This is a genomic window from Methylosinus sporium (assembly GCF_003113265.1).
In the GTDB taxonomy this organism is placed as follows: Bacteria; Pseudomonadota; Alphaproteobacteria; order Rhizobiales; family Beijerinckiaceae; genus Methylosinus; species Methylosinus sporium.
In genome coordinates this window covers 1-19,262 of the sequence record NZ_PUIV01000035.1, presented here as the reverse complement: position 1 = coordinate 19,262, position 19,262 = coordinate 1, and the positions used below count along the sequence as shown (strand labels likewise).

4 protein-coding genes are annotated in these 19,262 nt (G+C 65.9%); all 4 read left to right on the top strand.

The annotated features are described in order from the left end of the window. Positions 1-199 precede the first annotated feature (199 nt). Positions 200-895, top strand: coding sequence for a response regulator transcription factor (locus C5689_RS16140; protein ID WP_108918281.1), 696 nt, complete (start codon positions 200-202; stop codon positions 893-895). Continuing rightward, positions 892-2,259: a sensor histidine kinase gene (locus C5689_RS16135; protein ID WP_108918280.1), complete on the top strand. Its 1,368-nt coding sequence runs from the start codon at positions 892-894 to the stop codon at positions 2,257-2,259. The genes C5689_RS16140 and C5689_RS16135 overlap by 4 nt, the downstream gene beginning before the upstream one ends. 1 nt (position 2,260) lies before the next feature. Beyond that, entirely contained in the window at positions 2,261-2,476 is a 216-nt protein-coding gene (locus tag C5689_RS16130) for a hypothetical protein (RefSeq protein ID WP_108918279.1), read from the top strand. Positions 2,477-2,643: 167 nt separating this feature from the next. Continuing rightward, a partial coding sequence (locus tag C5689_RS16125; protein WP_158271824.1) for an LEPR-XLL domain-containing protein occupies positions 2,644-19,262 on the top strand: 16,619 nt, incomplete at its 3' end.

Here is a 19,262-nt window from a genome sequence, read left to right as displayed (position 1 = left end):
GCTCCATTGGTTTCGTCGAAGCGACACTCGGCCATTCGACCCTAAGCGGCGAAAGTCGCGGAAACCTCATAAGTTGAAAAAAAGGCCACAAGGCGCTCTATTTGTTGTATAAAAGCCACAGTTTCGATCCTCGATTTCGGCCAGTTTGAGGAGCGACGGGGCCGGATGCACGGCCGGGTTCGTTCGGGGAGTGGCGTCGTTGCGTATCTTGCTGGTGGAGGATCATGCGCCCTTGGCGCGGGAAGTGGCGTCGAAGGTCGAGCGCGCCGGTTATGGGGTCGATCATGTCGGCACGATCGAGGGCGCGATACAGGCGCTCGACGACTGCCTCTATTCGATCGCGCTGCTGGATCGGCGCCTGCCCGACGGCGACGCCATCGCGATCATCCCGCGCATTCGCGAGAAGCAGCCGGATATCCGCATCATGATGCTGACGGCGCTCGACGCTGTCGATGCGCGCATCGACGGATTGGAGGCGGGAGCCGATGATTATCTCACCAAGCCGTTCAACCTCGACGAGCTGGTCGCGCGCATTCGCGTCCAGCTCCGCGGCCAGGGGAGAACCGCTCTGCGTCCGGTCGAGATCGGGGCGCTGTCCTTCGATCTCGATCAGCGCATCGTCGCCATCCGCGGCGAGGAGACGCTGCTGACGCGCCAAGAGCTGCTGCTGCTCGAGGCGCTGGTCAGGAGCGCCAATCGCATCGTCTCGCGCGAGGCGCTCTATGCGCAGCTCTACGGCCGCGGAATGGAGGTGCAGGAACATGCGCTCACCTCGCTGGTCTCGCGGCTTCGCGCTCGCCTCGCCGAGCTCGATGCGGGCGTCGAAATCCGGTCGGCGCGCTCGCTCGGCTATCGCATCAAGGAGTCGCGCAGCGACGCAGAGGATGATTCGTGACGCCGCCGCCTTCGCTCGTTCGTCGCTCGGTCGGCTATCTCCTTCTCTCGCAGCTCGTCGCCTATCTCGTCGGCTGGGCGGTTCCGATCATTCTCGGCGTGCTGGAGATCGGTCAATATTCGATGTCCTTCGACGAGCTGGCGAGCTTTCGCGCCAATATGTTGATCCAGTCGTCGCTCGTGCGCGATGCGGATGGGGTCGTCAGAATCGATCCGGAGCCGAAGCTCGCCGAAGAAATGCGGCGCAATCCGCGATTCAAATTCGCCGCTTTCGATTTCGCCACCGGTACTCCCATTTCTGGCTCGTCGCCCGAGCTCGTCGCGCCGCTCGCGAAAATCATCGACATCAGCTCGGAACATGCGCATTTCGTTCTGCCCGGCGATCCGCGCTCGCCGGCGCTCGGCTTCATGGAGACGCGATGGACGCGCTACGGCAAGATGCATCTGGCGCATTACTGCCTGCAAGTGCGCCCGATCGACGTGCTGCTCCAGTCGGTGGCCAATTTCGAATGGGTCTGGAGCTATGTCGCCGCCGCTCTAGTGACCTCGACCGCCGCGGCCTGGATCGCCGTGCGACAGGGATTGAAGCCTCTGCGCGCGACGGTGAGCGAGGCGGCGCAGATCGACATGGACTCGCTGGGACCGCGCCTCGCGACGACTGCGGTTCCGATCGAGATCATGCCGCTGGTCGACGCCGTCAACGAGGCGCTCTCGCGTCTCGCGGCGGGGGTCGCGCGACAGCGTCTCTTCACAGCCAATGCCGCGCATGAGCTGCGCACGCCGCTCGCGATCATGCGCGCGAGGCTCGAGAATGCGCGGGAAACCGCGCTCAACAACGCGCTTCTGGTCGACGCCGGCCGGCTGCGCTCCATCGTCGAGCAGATGCTGATCGCCGCGCGGGTCGCGGAAGGCCAGGTTTCTCTCGAGCAGCAGGTCGATCTTTGCGAGGCGACGCGCGAAATCGTCACCAACATGCTGCCGCTGGCCATGGATTGCGACCGCTTCATCGAGTTCGAGGCGAGCGATACTCCGGTGATCGTTCGCGGAAATCGACGCGCGATCGAATCCGTCGTCGCCAATCTTCTCGACAATGCGCTGCGCGCCGAACCGCGCGACGGCGCCGTGATTTTGACTGTGGACGCCGATGCGATCGTCAGCGTGATCGATCACGGAGAAGGCGTCGCGCTCGAAGATCGTGATGCGATTTTCGAGCCGTTTTGGCGCAAGAGCGAGACGACGCCCGGTTCCGGGCTCGGCCTCGCCATAGCGCGCGAGCTGATGGACAAGCTCCAGGGGCGTATCTGGGTCGAGGACACGCCGGGCGGCGGCGCGACCTTCCGCCTGTCTTTGCCGAAAGCGCGCTAGAATGAACGGCGCCGTCTCAGCCTCTCCGGGGGTCATTTCGTTCGAGGCGCGCCGCCAGGGCGAGTTCCGCGAGAGAGTATGCAAGATTGTGGGTCACGCTGCGCTACGGTCCGAAGATAAGGCCGTCGTCACAATGGCTCGGGGCGCCTCCTCGGCGCAAAATCTCGACGCGCCGAGCGCGCTGTCGGCGGCTGTCGAACAGCTGCAACATGAATGACGCAAAGTGGAGCTAAGCTGTACCCGATATTTTTGTGGGGTTGGCTGATGTCTACGGCGGAGTCGTTTCAAAATCGCGGGCGACGCCTGTCTTTCCTGAGGCTTTTCAAGCCGCAGAGGATCGCAGACGGACGATTTGAGCTCGAGAATTCGACGGCTCTCGTTCCTGTGGCGTCACAACGCCCGAAAGTCGTGTTCGACACTCTGGAGCCGCGCGTTCTGCTGAATGCGGACGTGCTCGCCGTGAATTTGGCGGCCGCCGCTCCACAGCAGCAGGCTCATGACGTCGTCATCCAGCTCGTCGACCCCGCCGGCGTCGCCGCCGCTCCCCGGGTCGAGGTCGTGGACCGTGGCAATTCGGCGGTTCTCGCCAGCGCGGATCTCGCGGGTCTCCAGCGCGTCTCGATCGCCGGCGGCGCCGGCGCGGACACGCTCACCATCGATGCGGCGTCCTTCGCCGGCCGGGAGCTGCCCAATTTCACCTTCGCTGGCGGCGAGGGGGCCGACACGCTGATTTGGGGCTCCGCCGAGGCGGCCACCTGGACGCTGCGCGAGGACGGCTCCGGCGCGATCAGCGGCCCGGCGAATGTGAGCTTCGACGGAGTCCAAAATTTCGTCGGCGGCGGCGCGGATACGCTGATCGGCGCGGCGACGGACGCCGACTGGCGAGTCGAGGGCGCGGGATCCGGCTCCGTCGGCGCCTTCGTCTTCAGCGGCTTCGCCAATCTCATCGGCGCTGCGGACAACAGCGACACTTTCACCTTCTCGACGAGCGGCAGTCTCGCCGGCGCGGTGGATGGCGGCGCGGGCGGCTTCGACACGCTGGTCCTCGATGTCGGCGTCGCGCAGAGCCTCGTCTCGACGGCGACCGGCGCCGACAGCGGGATCATCGCGTTCGACCGCGGCCTCGTCGCCTATCGCGGTCTCGAGCCGGTCACGATCAGCGGCGTCGTGGCCGATCTCTCTTTCGATCTCGGGTCGCTCGCCGGAAATTCCGGCGGCGTGCAGGCGCGGCTGAACGATGCGGGAACCGCCGTCGATGGCGTCATGACGCTCGAAAGCCTGAACGGTAAGTTCGAGAGCCAGACCTTCAGCGCGCCGACGCATTCCCTTACCGTGCGGGGCGGCTCGGGGTCAGACAGCGTCGACATCGCCTCGCTCGACAGCACGTTTCATGCGGCGCTGTCGGTGAATACGCTGCTCTCGGGCTATGATCCGTTCGACGAGGGCGGCCTGCTGCCCGGCGACAATCATCTGACGCATAAGAGCGTCGTCAGCGTCTCGGGCGATATTTCGCTGCACGGCGGCGCGCTGACGCTGCAGGCCGACACGATCTATGTCGGCACGGTCGCCGATCAGACCGGCTCCAGCGGCTCCTGGACCGCCGGCGCGAGCTATGCGCATGTGGCGGCGACCGGCGGCGCCGGAGCGGGCGCCGAGGCCACCATTGTCGTCGATGCGGACGGCGTGGCGACGGCGCGGCTCAGCTCCGCGGGTGCGGGATACAGCGTCGGCGACATGCTGACCTTCGCGCCGAGCGGCGGCGGCTCCGTGACGATGACGCTGCGCAATGTCGCGAGCTCCGCGATCGTCTCGACGGAGCTCGCGGGCGGCAACGCCGGCGAGATTCTCTTCGGGCGTCAGAAGACCAACGCCGACGGCACGACGAGCCTCGCCGGCGGCGCCCGCATCGCACTCGGACCCGATGCACAATTGCTCGCAGAGGCCGATACGGCGCATGGACGCAAAGCCGGCAAGATTTCGCTCGCGACCTCCGATGTCGCGACGCGTCTCGTCATCTGGCCGGGCGATTTCACGGCGAAGGACGCCGCCATCGACATTCAGGGCGCGACCCTGCGTGGCGGTTCGTTCAAGGTGAACGCCACCGCAAAGGACGTAAATCTCAACAGCGACGCGCCGGCGTCGGCCGCCGGCTTCACCGGCTCGCTGACGAGCTTGCTGGGGCAGATTCCGGGCGTCGTGCTCAGCGCCGCGACGGGCATCGATCTCTCGGTGATTCTGCGCGGCGCCGACGCCAAGATCAATGTCGACGACGCGACGATCATCGCCGAGGGAACCGTCGACATAAAGGCGGAAACCAAGGTCGACACGCAAGTGTTCGCGATCGCCTCGGCGCTCGGCAGCGGCGGCCTCGCGAAATATACGGGCCTCGAATTCGCCGGCGGCTATGGCCTCGCGCAGAGCGACGTCGAGGCGAATATCGGCGGCTCCACCACCATCGACGCCAGTGGCAGCATCACCATCACGGCCAAGGGCTCGACCGCGACAAAGACGGTCGCGCGCGCCTCCTCCAACATCGTCGGCACGGTCGATCCGAACGCCTCGTCCATCGCCATCGCCATAGCGCATACGGATCTAACGGCGTTGGCGACCGTGGGCGTCGATGCGGCGATCACCTCGCATAGCGGCAATGTCAATGTCATCGCCAATGGCGCGACCAAGACGACGCCGGACGCTAGCACGATCAGCGCCATCGACGGCCGCGCCGGCGTCGGCGTGGCGCTCGCCTTCGAATTCGGGACGGTGAAGGCCTCGCTCGACGGAACGATCAAGGCGGCGGGCACGGCCGCGAGCGAAAGCGAAGACACGAAGACCTTCGATCCGGTCGGCGGCGTCGATCCTTCCACCGACATCATCACGCTTCCCAAGCATGGCTTCGCCAATGGCCAGGCCGTCGTCTACACGCCCTATCTCGTCAACACATCGGTCGCCGGCTCCACCGTTCTCGCGGTGCAGGGCCAGCAGAGCGATGCGGTCGGCGGGCTCGAGAAGGGCAAGACCTATTACGTCATCGTCGTCGATCAGGACCATATCCAGCTCTCCAAGGAGCCATCGATCGATCTCGACCCATCGAGCGTCGATCCCACCGCGACGCAGACGCTGAACGCCGTCAAAGCCAAGCTGTTCGACATAGACGCCATCGATCCGAGCGCGGATGCGATTCATATCGCCGCGCACGGCTTCGAGACGGGCGATCAGGTCTCCTATGACGCCGGCGGCGCCACGGCGATCACCGGCCTCGCCGATAAAGCCGTCTATACGGTCGACAGGGTCGATGATGCGAGCTTCCGTCTGAAGGACAGTTCTGGCAATGTCGTTCAGATCGCCCAGGGCTCGGCGCTCGGAACGCAGAGCTTCACGCGCGCGTCCGACAATAAGAAGGCCGAGGTCACGCTCGCGAGAGTGGACGCCAATGGCCGCATTCACGTCAAAAATCACGGCTTCGCGATCGGAACGCCGGTCGACGTGACCTATGATTCGCTCTCTGAAGATGATGTGCCGCTCGGCGGCGTGCAGGCGGCGCATCAATATAAACTGGTCGCCACCGACGCCGATACGTTCGAATTGCGCGACGCGCAGACGAATGCCCGGATCACTCTGACCGATCCCGGCTCCGCAGCCACACATGCGTTCGCCTATATCGGCGCCGTGAAGAGCTTCGACCCGAGCACGGCTGTCGACGGCTCGCTCGACACGATCGCCATCGCCAATCACGGCTTCAAGAGCGGCGACGCCGTCATCTATGCCGTCGACCCGACCAAATCGACGACGCTGTCGCGCGCCTTCGAGCTCGACGCGATCGACGCCACGGCGAAGACGATTCATATCGCCGGACACGGCTTCTCGAGCGGCGATCAGGTCACCTATGACGCAGGCGGAAGCACGCCGATCGGCGGACTGACGAGCGGCGCCGTCTATATGGTGCAGAAGGTCAGCGACGATCTGTTCCAGCTGAAGGATACGAACGGCGTCCTCGTCTCCGTGGCGCAAGGCGCCGCGCTCGGCGCGCACAGCTTCGTCAATGCCGCGACGCAAACGACGGCGAGCGTCACGCTGGCGCGCATCGACACGACGACAAATCGGATCTACCTGCAGAGCCACGGATTCGTCGCGACTGCGGCCGATCCGCTGCTCGTCGACTACGCCTCGCTGGAGACGCTCGGCGCCCATGCCGTCGGCGGATTGCAGAGCGGTCATCAGTATAAGCTCGTCGTCGTCGACGCCGATTCCTTCGAGCTGCGCGACGCCACCACCGGCGCGCTGGTCACGCTGGCCGATCCGGGCGCGGCGTCCATGCATGTCATCGCCGAGGATCGCGTCTATCAAGCGTCGCAAGGCAATGTGCATGACCTCACCGCCGGCGACCGCGAGATCCGCGGCCTCACCGCGGGCGAGCAATATTATGTCGTCAAGGTCGACGACAATCACATCCGTCTCGTCGAGGACGCGAGCGAGGTCTCCGCGGTCAAGCCGATCGATCTGACCAGCGACGGCAAGGGCGCCGATCACGCTCTGGCGGCGAGCACGAACACGATCGGCATAGGCGTTCAGGCGATCCTCGACTCGCAGACGCGCGGCAAGGCCAAGCCGGAAGTCGGCGGAAAGTTCAATCCGACGAAATATAAGGACATCTTGTCCAAGCCCGACATCGCGCTCGCGACGATTTTCGGCCAGGCGTCTGCGACGAGCGGCAAGAAGACGGTCACTGATCCGAACACGGGCAAGGACGTCACAAAGGACATCACCAATGACGGGCTGAGCGCCGGCGGCGCCATCGCCGTCAATGTCGTCATCAATGATGTCGAAGCGACGATCGGCAAGAACGCGACCGCCGCCAAGCCGACGACGCTGCAGACCGATCACAATGTCGAAGCGCTGGCGACGAGCACGCAGCGCACGCAGCTCATCTCGCAATCGGACGTCTCGAAATCGAAGACGAAATCGACGACCGCGGTAGCGGTCGATCTCTCTTTCGCTGTCGGCGTCTATCTCAACGACGCCAATGCGATCATCGCTGGGAACACGATCATCGACGCCGGCGAGACGGTGAAGGTCGCATCCTCGCTCTCCTATCCATTCCTCATCAATCCGCTCGATCTCGTTCTCGGCATTCCGCAAGACATCGTCACGCGCGGCGTCAGCGGATTGACCGATCTTCTGGACGGCACATTCGGCGTCAGCTCGAAATTCATGAACACTTGGGTGATGGCGCGCGCCAAGGCCCAGGACACGCAGGCGACGTCCGTTTCCGGCTCCATCGCCGTGAATGTCTATATCGACCACAGCACGGCGGTCGTTCAGTCCGGCGCCCGCATCAATCAGTCGCCGCCATCGGCGGGATATAATCCCGCGGCGACGCAATCGGTCACTGTCATGGCCGATGTGATGATGCAATTCGCCGAAATGGCGGGCATCGGCAAATGGTCGCTGAGCGAAAGCCCGTTCGGCAAGGCGAAATTCGAGAATAAGAAAGCCGGCGAGCTGCTGCGCGGCGGCGATGTGGTCGATGTCTTCGGTCGCTCGGGCTCCAAGGCGATCGGCGGCTCCATTCTCGTCGATGATATAGAAAACACCGTCTATGCGCGGATAGAAGGCGACGCCAAGGTCGGCATTGGCGCGAGCGGCGCGCTGACCATCCATGCGACCGAGGATATTTTCCGTCTCGCCATCGCGCAGTCGGGCGGCAAGACGGATGATGGCGGCCAATTCGCCTTCGCCGGCAACGGGCTCGCACTGCGCCAACGCAGCGACGTCGAGGCCGGGCTGGTCGCGACGGCGAGCTTCGGGCCGACGGTCACCGGCGGCGGCGGCGTGGACATCGCCGCGACGACGGGCGGAACCGAGGTGGAGATCGCGGGAACGATCATCGTCGCCGGCAAGGGCTCGAATGGTCTTGGAATGTCGGCGCTCGTCAATGACGTCGAGCGCAAGGTCTTCGCCTTTATCGGCGCTGATCCTAGCAAGGGCGGCGATCCGAATGCGACGCCCGTCGGGGCCGTGTCGATGAATGTCGGCGACACGTCTCTCTCGGCCACGACGACGGGCGTCGTCGTCGGAGTCGTCGGCACGGCGACTGTGCTGACCGGTCCGCAGGGCGCGCCGCAAAATCTCGGCTCCTCGGCGAATGATCCGCTTGACGGCATTTCGCTTCCCGCGCTGTTCGAGGAGGCGCCCAAGCCCAAGAGCGGCTATGGCGTCGCCGGCAGCGCCGGAATCAATTTCATTCGCGACACCGATCTCGCCTACATAAATGCGCGCGGTGCGCTGTCGGTCGGAACATTGTCGCTCACCGCCGATAATACGCAGACGATCGTCGCCATCGTCGGCGGCGTCGCGGTTTCCGTCAACGCCGGCACGGGTCTCGGCGGCGGAACGACGATCGGCGGCGCTTTCGCGTTCAATCAGCTCACGGCGGATACGGAAGCTTTCATCGCCGATGATGTTTCCGGCGCGCCGGACGCCAATGGGCTCGTCATCGCCAGCCATGCGGCGGCGCTCGCGACGCGCGATGAAATCTCGCTGAAAGCGACGCGCGGCGGCACGTTGGCGAGCTTCTCCGCCGCCGTCTCCGCCAACACCAATGAGCAGGGCGACGCTTTCGCCGGCTCGGTCTCCGTCAATCGCATTGTCGACACCACAAAGGCGACGATCGACGGCGCCAAGGTCAGCGCCAATGGCAATGCGGCGCTCACCGCGCGGGACGAGGCGCAGCTCATCGCCATCGGCGGCGGCGCCAGCTATACGGCAGGAGCCAAGGGCGTCGGCGCCTCGCTCGGCTTCAATCAGCTCAGCGCCAACACGATCGCCGGCGTGCTCGGCGAGAAGCGTCGGAGCGCGCTGACGCTCGGCGGCGATCTGTCGATCCTCGCGATCGACGATCAGACACTATGGGCTTTCGCCGTTTCGCTGGGCATTGCGACTGGCGGCGGCGTGGACAGCAAGGCCGTGGCTTTCACGCTCGGCATAAATATCATTTCGACCGACGAGAAGATATTCGGCCGCGACAATTCCGCGCCGATTCTCGCGACGATCCAGAACGCCGATGTGATCGCCTCGGGCGTCTCGCTCGAAGCCAAGGACAATTCGGTCATCTATGCGGTCGCTGGCGCGCTCGGCGTCGGATCGCAGGGGCAGGCCTATGGCGTCGGCCTCGGCTGGAATCAGATCGCGCTGCAAGTGCGCGCCACGGTCGACAATTCCAGCATCACCGCGGGAGCGGGCGGGATCAGCCTGATCGCGCATTCGACGCAGGACGGGCCGATTTCCGTCGCCGGCAAGATTGCGGCCGCCGCAGTGGGCGGCTCGAAAGGCAATGGCGCGACGGTCGGCGCGAGCCTTTCGGTCAATGGCGTCTACAACACCATCGAGGCGGTCGTTTCCAACAGCTCCACGCTGCGCACGACGGCCGGGGCCGGCGGCTCGGTGAGCGTGCGCGCGAGCGACGAGTCGACGATCAACGCGCTGACCGGCGGCGTCGCCATTTCCAGCTCTGGAAGCGCCGTGGGTGCAGCGATCAGCGCCAATTACATCGCCAATCAGGTGACGGCGAAGGTCGACGGCTCGACCATCGACTCGAATGGCGACGCTATCATCGACGCCGAGGAGACGGCGGCGATCCATTCGCTCACGCTCGGCGGCGCCGGCGGCGACAATGTTTCCTTCGCCAGCTCGCTGTCGATCAACGTCATCGACAATACGGTGACGGCGGCCGTGGTCGGCGCGACGTCCAATCTTTCGGCGCGCAATAATCTGCGCGTGACCGCCGATGACACGGCCAATATCGTCGCCATAGCGGGCGGCCTCGCCGCCGGCGGCGATGTGGGCGTCGGCCTCGCGGCGACCAACGTCACCATTCTCGACACGACCAAAGCCTATGTCGACGGCGCCGCGACTCTTTCGGCCGGCGGTGCCGGCGCGGCTTTCACGGATGTCGGCGGCCAGTCGCGACGCGGCCTTTCGATCGAGGCGAACGCTGGAGAATCCGTCGTCATCATCGGCGTCGGCGGCGCCTTCGCGGGTGACGGCGCCGGCGCCGGCGCGCTCACCCTCACCTATATCGATGTGAGCGCGCTCGCCTTCGAGGACGCGCCGAGCGTGACGCCGGCCGCGGGCGCGGGCCTGCATTCGGATCACGATGTCGATATTGTCTCGCACGGACATTTGTCGCTGGTCGGAGTCGCCGGCGCCATCGCTGGCAGCGAGGTCGGCATTGGCGCGGGCGCGGACGCCGGCTATGTGAAGCGCCGCCTCGAAGCCTATATCGGCGCCGGCGCGACGGCCAAGGGCGGCGATAATGTGATCGTCAATGCTCAGGGCGACATGACGGTCACCTCGGTTTCGGCGGCTGTCGCCGGCGCCAGCACGGGCGCGGGCGGGTTGACCACCGGCGTCTCCGTGCTCGACCTCGCCGGCAAGGCGCACATTGATGCGGGCGCCGTCGTGCGTTCGGATGGCAATGTTCTGGTTTCGGCCGAGGACGACACGACGCTCGATCAAGTGTCCGGCAATATCGCCGCCGCGGGTACAGGCGCCGGCGGAATCGCCGCGGGCGTCGGCTATGTGAAGAAGACGACCGAGGCCTATATCGCCGCCGGCGCTTCGGTGACGGCGCTGGCGAAATCCGGCAAGAGCGGAATCGTCGCCGATACGGGCGAGTTCGGCGCGCCGCCTGCGACCGCCAATGCGCAGCAGCAGGGCGTCTACAAGGATTTCGCGACCTCCGCCGTCGATTACGGCGCCGATGCGATGCATGTCGCCGGGCATGGCTTCAGCACGGGCCAGGAAGTCATCTACACTGGCCAGTCGCTGGCGCTCGGCGGTCTGCAGACGGGTGGGCATTATTACGTCATTCGTATCGACGACAATCATTTCGCGCTCGCGGCGAATAAGGCCGACGCGCTGAACGGCCATAGAATCGATCTCGTCGACACGGGCGTCGCCGCCACTGCGCGCCATGTCGTGCAGACGCTGAACAGCACCGGCGTTCCGTCGATCAGCAATAAGAATTTCAACGATCCGACGCTCGCGAATAATCGTGATCGCAAGCCGCTCGTCGCCACGCAATCGGGCGTGATCATCGTCGCGGTCAGCGTCAATGATCTGACCAGCGCCGGCGTCGGCGTCGCCATCGCCGGCGAAGGATCGGGCGCGCTCGCCGGCTCGGTGAGCGTGCATGAGATCGACACGCTCGCGCATATCGGCCAGGGCGCACGCATAAATGCGGATGAGGATACGGGCGCGGGCGCGGGACAAAATGTGCTGGTCGCGGCGGGCCGCGCCTATAATGGCCTCGCGATCGGCGGCGGCCTCGCGGGCTCGGGAGGTTTCTCCGTGGCTCCGGCCTTCGCCGCGCCCGTGCTGAAAGGCGCGACGGAAGCCTTCGTGCAGGGCGCGACCACGGGCAATGCTCACGACACGATCGTCAACGCCGCGGGCGATGTCGCCGTCGTTTCCCATGCGGTGACGGATGTGCTCAGCATCGCCGCCGGCATTGCTGCTTCGGGAGAGGTCGCCTTGGCCGGCTCGGCCGCGGTGGTCGTCATCGACACATCGACGATCGCGTCCATCTCCGGCCGCGTGCGCGTGTCGGCGGTGGGCGATGTTCTGGTCGCCGCCAAGGACGACACGACGACTTATGCGATCGGCGGCGCCGTGGGCGTCGGCATAGGCTCCGGCGGCGGCGCGGGCGCCGTCGACGTCACCTCGATCGAGAAGACGACGATGGCGACTATCGACGATCATGCGATCGTCGACGCCTACGCCAATAGCGCCTCCTTCATCTCCGACGCGCCGGACGGGACCTATTCGAGCAATGGCGGCTTTTCGCAGAAGACCGCGCGTGGCGTCGCCGTTCTCGCGGCGACATCGGAAAAAATCGTGTCGGTCGGCGCCAGCCTCGGCGCCGGCGCCTATGCCGGCATAGCGGGCTCGGTGACGGTCGAGCTCGTCGATTCCGACACGCTTGCGATGATCGGCGACGGCGCGCAGATCAATCAGAACACCGCCGCGACCGCCGCCAATTCGCAGAGCGTCATCGTCGCCGCGACCAATAAGCTCGATCTCCTCAATTTCGCGGGCGGGCTCGGCGCCAGCCTCGGCGCCGGCGTCGGCGCCTCTGTGGACGTCGGCGTGCTGCGCAATGACACGCAGGCGCTGATCGGCGCGGCGAGCGTGCGCGCCAAGGGCGACACGGATGTGTTCGCGCTCTCGCGCTGGATCGTCAACGCCAACGCCATCAGCGCCGGCGCCGGCCTCGTCGGCCTCGGCGGCGGCATCGTCGTCTATTCCGTCGGCGGCAATTTTACCGATAGCTATTCGACCTCGGGCGGCTCCTCCTCGGCGCTGAGCGGCGATAATTCGACAGTGCTCTCTTTCGTCGAGAGCACTGTCGGCACATTGTCCGGCCGCATGCAGACGAGCGACGCGTCATCGGCGACCTTCGATCCGGCGCAGAAAGTGAACAGCGCAGCCGACACGATCGATCTCGGAGCCGATCGCGGGCTGAAGACCGGCGACGCCGTCGTCTATGACGCTGGCGGCGGCAATGCGATAAAGGGGCTGAAGGACGGCGAGGTCTATTTCGTCATCATCGACAGCGCGCATCCGCAACTGGTGAATCTCGCGGCCTCTTATGAGGATGCGCAGGCGGGCCATGCGATCGACATAGACGCGGCCGGCGCCAGCGGCTCCGCGCATAATCTCGCGGCGGGCAATGCGCAGATCGCCAATATGGCGCGGAGCGCTTCGACGGCGAACACGCCGGCTGGCAGGGTGAATTCGGCGACCAAGGCGACGAGCGGCGTCACCAGCGGCACGACCGCCGGCATTCTGCAATATGCGGACATAGCGACCGGCAATCTCGACGTGATCTCGCGGCAAGCGCTCGATCTCACGGCGCGCGCCGGCGGCGTGGCGGGCGGCGCCGCGGCGCTCGGCGTCGGTCTCGGCGTCGTGAGCATAGATGCGGATTCGACGGCATTCATCGCGCCGCAGACGACGATCACCGGGCTCGATCCCGCCGCTGGCGTGCTCACCGTCTCCGCCAATCTCGACTCCAACGCGCATGTGCTGGGCTTCGCCGGCGCGGTCAGCGGCTTCGTCTCGCTGGGCGGCGCCGTGTCGCTCATCGACGACAACAGCTCCGCGCGCGCCATGCTGGGGGCGACGCCCGGCGCCTCGCATGACGATTCCTCGACGATCGAGGCCTCCTCGCTCGTGGATGCGACGATCGTCACGGGCTTCCGCGACGTCAGCGTCAAATCCATCGCCAATGTGAATCATTTCCTCGCCGACGGCGCCTGGTCTGTCGCCGGCGTCGCCGGTCTCGGCGCCGCGGTCGGCAAGCTCACCATCGCGGGAACGTCGCAGGCGATCGTCGGCAGGTTCACGCAGATCGGCTCCAATGCGGCACAGATCGTCGGCGATGTGACGATCGACGCGCAGCGCACGGTCACGGTCAATCCGCTCGACGCCAATCAGCCCATGGGCATCGCCATAGGCGGCGGCATCATCGGTGCCGCTGCGGGCGCGACGCTCATCACCGTGAATGGCGCGGTCGCCGCGCGGATCGGCGACGACGCGGCCGTCTACGCCGGCGGCGAGGTCGATGTTCACGGAACCAGCACGACCACTGCGAACAATCTCGAGATCGATGGCGGCGCCATCGGCGGCATAGCGGTCGGCGTGGTGATCGCGCAGGCCAAATTCGCGCCGATCATGGCGGTCGGCGTCGGCAAGCGGGCGGTCATCCGCAGCTGCGCGATGGATGTCAAGGCCATGCAGACCACATCGGTCAAGCTGCGCGGCTATGCGGCCGGCGGCGGCATAGCGAGCGGCCAAGGGCTCGACATAGAGCTGGAGATCGATCCGACGATGACCGTCGCCATCGACGACGGCGCCGATATCGCCGCCACGCAATCGGCCTCGGTGCAATCGGTGACGAGCACGACCTCCTTCGCGACTGGCGACGCCGGCAATTATGGCGGCGCCACCGTCATAGAGGGCGGCGCCACCAGCACTCTGAAGAACGCCAATAGCGTGAGCGTCGGAGCCGGCGCCCATATTGCGGCGGGAACGAGTCTCACCGTGCTCGCCGACTCCACCAATTATGCGAAGGCGGATGGCGACGGCGGCGCAGGCGCGATCGTCTCCGTCATCGGCGCCACCTCGACCGTCAACGCCTCCGATGCGACGACGACGACGATCGGCGGCAACGCGCAGCTCGCCGCGGGCGGCGATCTCTCGGTCGAATCGCGCACGTCCAGCACGGGCAAATCCGCGCCGCACGCCTCGGCCGGCGGTCTCGGCGCCGATACCCGCGTCACCGGAAATCTGACCTATGGCGGCGCGACCAAGACGGATATCGGCGCTTCGACGCTGACCGCCGGCGGCAAGCTGGACGTTCTCGCGCGCGTCACGACGCTCGATCTGAAGATCGACGCCGTCGCGGAATCGAGCGCGCTCGGCGCCAATTCCGAGGCGCATGCGACATTGAGCCGTCCAGAGTCGGCGCCGGGCTCCTCCAGCCCTACATCCGATGCGCTGGTCGATCTGCACAGCGGCGCTTCGGTGAATGGCGGCGGCGCGGTCAATGTGAAGGCGCGCCACGAATCCGTCACCAGCCTCGCGAGCGCCGACGCCACGACCAATGGTCTCGGCGCCTCGACCAACAGCTATGCGAAGAATGATTTCGACGTGACAACGCGCGTCGTGGCGGAGAGCGGCGGCGACATTCACACCCGCGCGCTGACGGTCGAAGCCTATGGCTCGCCCAATGTGTCGGGTTTCGTCGATGCGAGCTCACATGGAGCGCTGATCGACACGGGCGACGAGCATCCGTCGGAGACCGTCGCCTATCAGCGCACCATCGATTTCAACGCCGATGTGTTCCTGTCCGGCCCGCCGGCTCCCGAGCTCGTCATCGACGCTGCGGGAAATATCGTCAAGAAGCAGGGCATAGGCACGGTGACGCTGCAGAACGGCGTCTTCATCGTGCCCGATATCGTCAATACCTCCACCGCCGCCGGGACGGCGACCTTCTCCATTCCGAGCTGGGGACAAGACCCGACGCCCGCCGGCTATGACACGACGCCGGGCGAGGATTCGATCAAGGGCGCGCCCAAGATCACCTTCCTCACCGCTTTCGATCACGTTCTCATTCAGAACGCGTCGAATTTCGACGTGCGGATCGGGCTCATCAATCCGCTGGCGGCGACGCCCAATTTCGCGCAGAACGTCGTCGTCGATGTGACCTATAAGAAGGACTTCCTGCCGGTCACGACGGCCGATCCGGGCCACACCGCCGTCACCATCTCCAACACTTCGACCGCCGCGCGCACCAAGGTGACGCTGAACGACGCCATTCTCGACGCGCTCGGCCCGGTGTCGATCTCGACGGCGAATGGCGATATCGTCGCCAATGCGAATGGACGCATAGAGGCGACCACTCTGTCGCTGTCGGTGCCCGACGGCGCGATCGGCTCCACCGCTTCGCCGATCCGCACGGTCTCGACGCGTCTCGACGCTCTCGCGCGGGATGGAATCTTCGTCAGCGAGACGGGCGATCTCGCGCTCGGCTCGGCGCGTTCCACGGGCGGGGTCGTGAGCCTCGCCGCGACCGGCTCGATCCTCGACGCCGACGTCGGCGTCGCGGTCAATGTGAGCGCTCCCACGCTCATTCTCAATGCGGGCGGCGGCTCGATCGGCGCGAAAGCCGATGCGTTGCGCATCGACGCCGATCGCGCGGCGAACTCCTTCACCGCTTCCACCGAGGGCGATGTGGTCGCGGCGGATGTCGCGGGCGGCGTCGGCGTCGCGACAGTCGCTTCGACGAGCGGCGATATCCTTCTCTCGACGCATGACAGCAATGCGATCGGCGAGGATATCATCTTCGGCGCGGCCTCCTTCATGAGCGCGACGACGGGCGCCGTGTCGCTCGCCGCCGGCGACAATATCGTCATGGCCGTGGGCGCGATGTTGAACGCCGCCGAGACGGCGACGCTGACGGGTGACGCCGGCGATGCCGATTCCGGCGTCGGCGCGCTCATCGATCTCGAGGGCGTGATCGCCGCGGCCGCCGTATCGGTCGTCGGCGGCGTGGATCGCGACACGATCGTCATTCGCGGCGTCGCCGCCAATGCGCCGGCGACAGTGGCGTCGGGCGGCGCCGAGGATGTGATCCTCGTCGGCAGCCGCGCGAGCGCGACGACCAATGCGAGCGGCGAGCCGACGGGAACGAGCAATGTCGGCGGCAATCTCGCCACGATCGTCGGAACGCTGACCGTGACGGGCGCGAGCGATGGTCTCGCCGCGCTCGATCTCGACAATTCCGGCTTCGCGCAGGGCGTGACGGGAACCGTCTCCGACAGCGAGATCGCCGGCTTCGGCATGACGGGCGAGGTCGTCTACAGCGATCTTCGCTCGCTGGCGCTGCATCTCGGCGCCGGAGCAGATACGGCGACAGTGCGCTCCACCGCGGCTGCGACCGTCACCTCGCTGTTCCTCGGCGACGGCGCCGACTCCGTCATCGTCTCGGGAGCGGATGCGACGGTGAATAGCGTCGCCGGAGCGCTCATTCTCGACGGCGGCGCCGGCGGCGACACACTGCTGGTCGACGACAACGGCGATACGGTCGCCAACGTCGGCGTCATCGGCGGCGCCAATGGCAATCGGATCTACGGCTTCGGCATGGGCGGAGCCGATCAGACGGCGGTCGATCCGAATGTGGGCGTCACCTATGGCGATTTCGCCACTGTGACGGTGAAGGCGGGCTCCGGCGCCGACGCGATGACGATCGCGGCCAGCTCGACGGATACGATCGTCGATGCGGGCGCCGGCGCGGACGCCATCACGCTGGGGCCGAACCTCGCCAATATCGGCGGCCATGTTCTCGCGCGTGGCGGCGGCGATGCGGGCGACGCATTCTCGGTGAGCCCGACGATCGACTCCAATCTGACGCTCGACGCCGTTTCGGCGACGCGCGGCCGCATCACCGCGGTCGGAATGGCGCAGCCGGTGGAGTTCGAGGGCGTCGATGCGACCACCATCGCTCTCTCCGGCGCGACCACCAATAATGTCACCATAAACGGCTCGGCGACGCCGATCGTCGTCGACGCCAATGGCGCGGTGGACAAGATTTTCGTTCATGGCGCCGGCCGGCCGACCACGATCAATCTCGGCGCGGGCCTCGATGAGGCGATCGTCTACGGAACTAGCGCGCCCTTGCTCGTCACCGGCGCCGGCGACTTCGCCAAGCTCACCGTCGATCTCTCGGGAACGCCGGCCGCCACGACGACGGGCGTGATACGCGACGGCGCCGTCGTCGGCGAGGGAATCGCCTCCGGCCTCACCGTGGGCGACGTCACCTTCCGCTCTCTGGCCGAGGTCGACGCCAAGCTCGGCGACGGCAATGACACATTCACGCTGGACGTCCACGCCGCCATTCTGCCGGCGACCGTGCTCGGCGTGTTCGGCGGCGGCGGCGACGATCTCATCGAGGCGCGCAGCGTCGGCGCGGCGCGCACCATCGTCGACGGCCAGTCCGGCAAGGATACGTTGCAGGTAGAGGTTTCGGCGCAGCCGATCGCCAATCAGTTCACCTCCTTCGACAAGACGGTGGAGCAGCTCATCATTGATAATTCCGCCAATGCGACAACGCCGATCGCCTGGACGCTGCTCGACACGGATCTTCAGGCCGCGACGCTTCCCTCCGGCTCGCCGGTCTCAGTGATCTCGACCGCCGGCGCCGATCTGACGCGCATTCTCGGCGGCAAGACGGGGACCGACACGCTCGATGTCGTGTCCACGACCACCGCCAATGTGAATGTCATGATCGATAATAATCGCATCACGCTGCAATCGGGTCTCGTCGTGGTGACGCAGCCCGATCCTGCGAATGATTTCGATACTTATCGCAATTACGACAAGGTGCTGAATTTCGACGGACTGAACCAGGGCGACGTCGCCTATGCGTCGAACGGATTCCGGCTGTCGACCTCCAACGCGCTCGGCCTGATACGTTCGGACGCCATCAGCCCGGCGGCGCAGGCGCGCGCGAATGACGACGCGCTCACGCTGGCGGCGGCCAAGGCCGACGGAACGCCGAATGGCGACGGCTTCACGCTCTATTCGCTCGAGCTCGCCAATACGGCTCCGAGCGGAACGGCGGTGGTCGTGTTGAGCGGCCATACGATCGGCGGACAGACAGTGACCGCCGAGCTCAGCCTCGCCGCCGGCGCCGGCTTCCAGCGTTTCGACACATCGCTGGCGAGCTTCTATGGTCTCGACAGAGTGACGCTGACCGCGAAGGACGCGTCGACGCCCTTCGGCTCGATCCTCGTCGACAATATCGTCGCGGTGGACGATCTGCCCAATGCGGCCGCGACCGTTGCGCCGGCGACCGTGCCGACCTACACGATCTCGAGCGATTTCTCGATCGACACGACGGTCTACTCAGGCGCTTGGGTCTGGATCAATTCCGGCAAGATCACGGTCGATTACAATAATGGCGGAGCGGCGGTCGACGACATTATCGATTTCGGCAATGGCGGCTGGTGGTATGTCGGCGACGTGCGATCCGGCTTCTCCATAACGCCCGATGCGAGCGCGAGCGGTTCAAATAGCGGCCTGATCTCGGTGAATTTCGCCGGCGACCTCAGCCTGCCTGCCGGCCGCAAAGTGTCGGCGGCGGGGGCCAATGCTCTGTCGTTCAATGTCGCCAATAACGTCCAACTCGCCGATAACGTCACCTTCGATCTCTCCGCGCATGATCAGACCGCGGGCGCTGGCGGCGGCGCGGCGGGCGGCTCCGGCGGCGCGGGGTCTCGCGCAGTCGGCGGCTATGGCGGCGGCGGCGGCTCCAACGGCAGCCTTCCGTCCGAGTTCACCTTCCAGGGAACGACCTCCGCCGGGCAAGGCGTCGGCGGTCCCTATGGCACGGGCGACAACCACGGAGGCAGCGGCGGCTATGGCTCCCCGAGCTATTACGG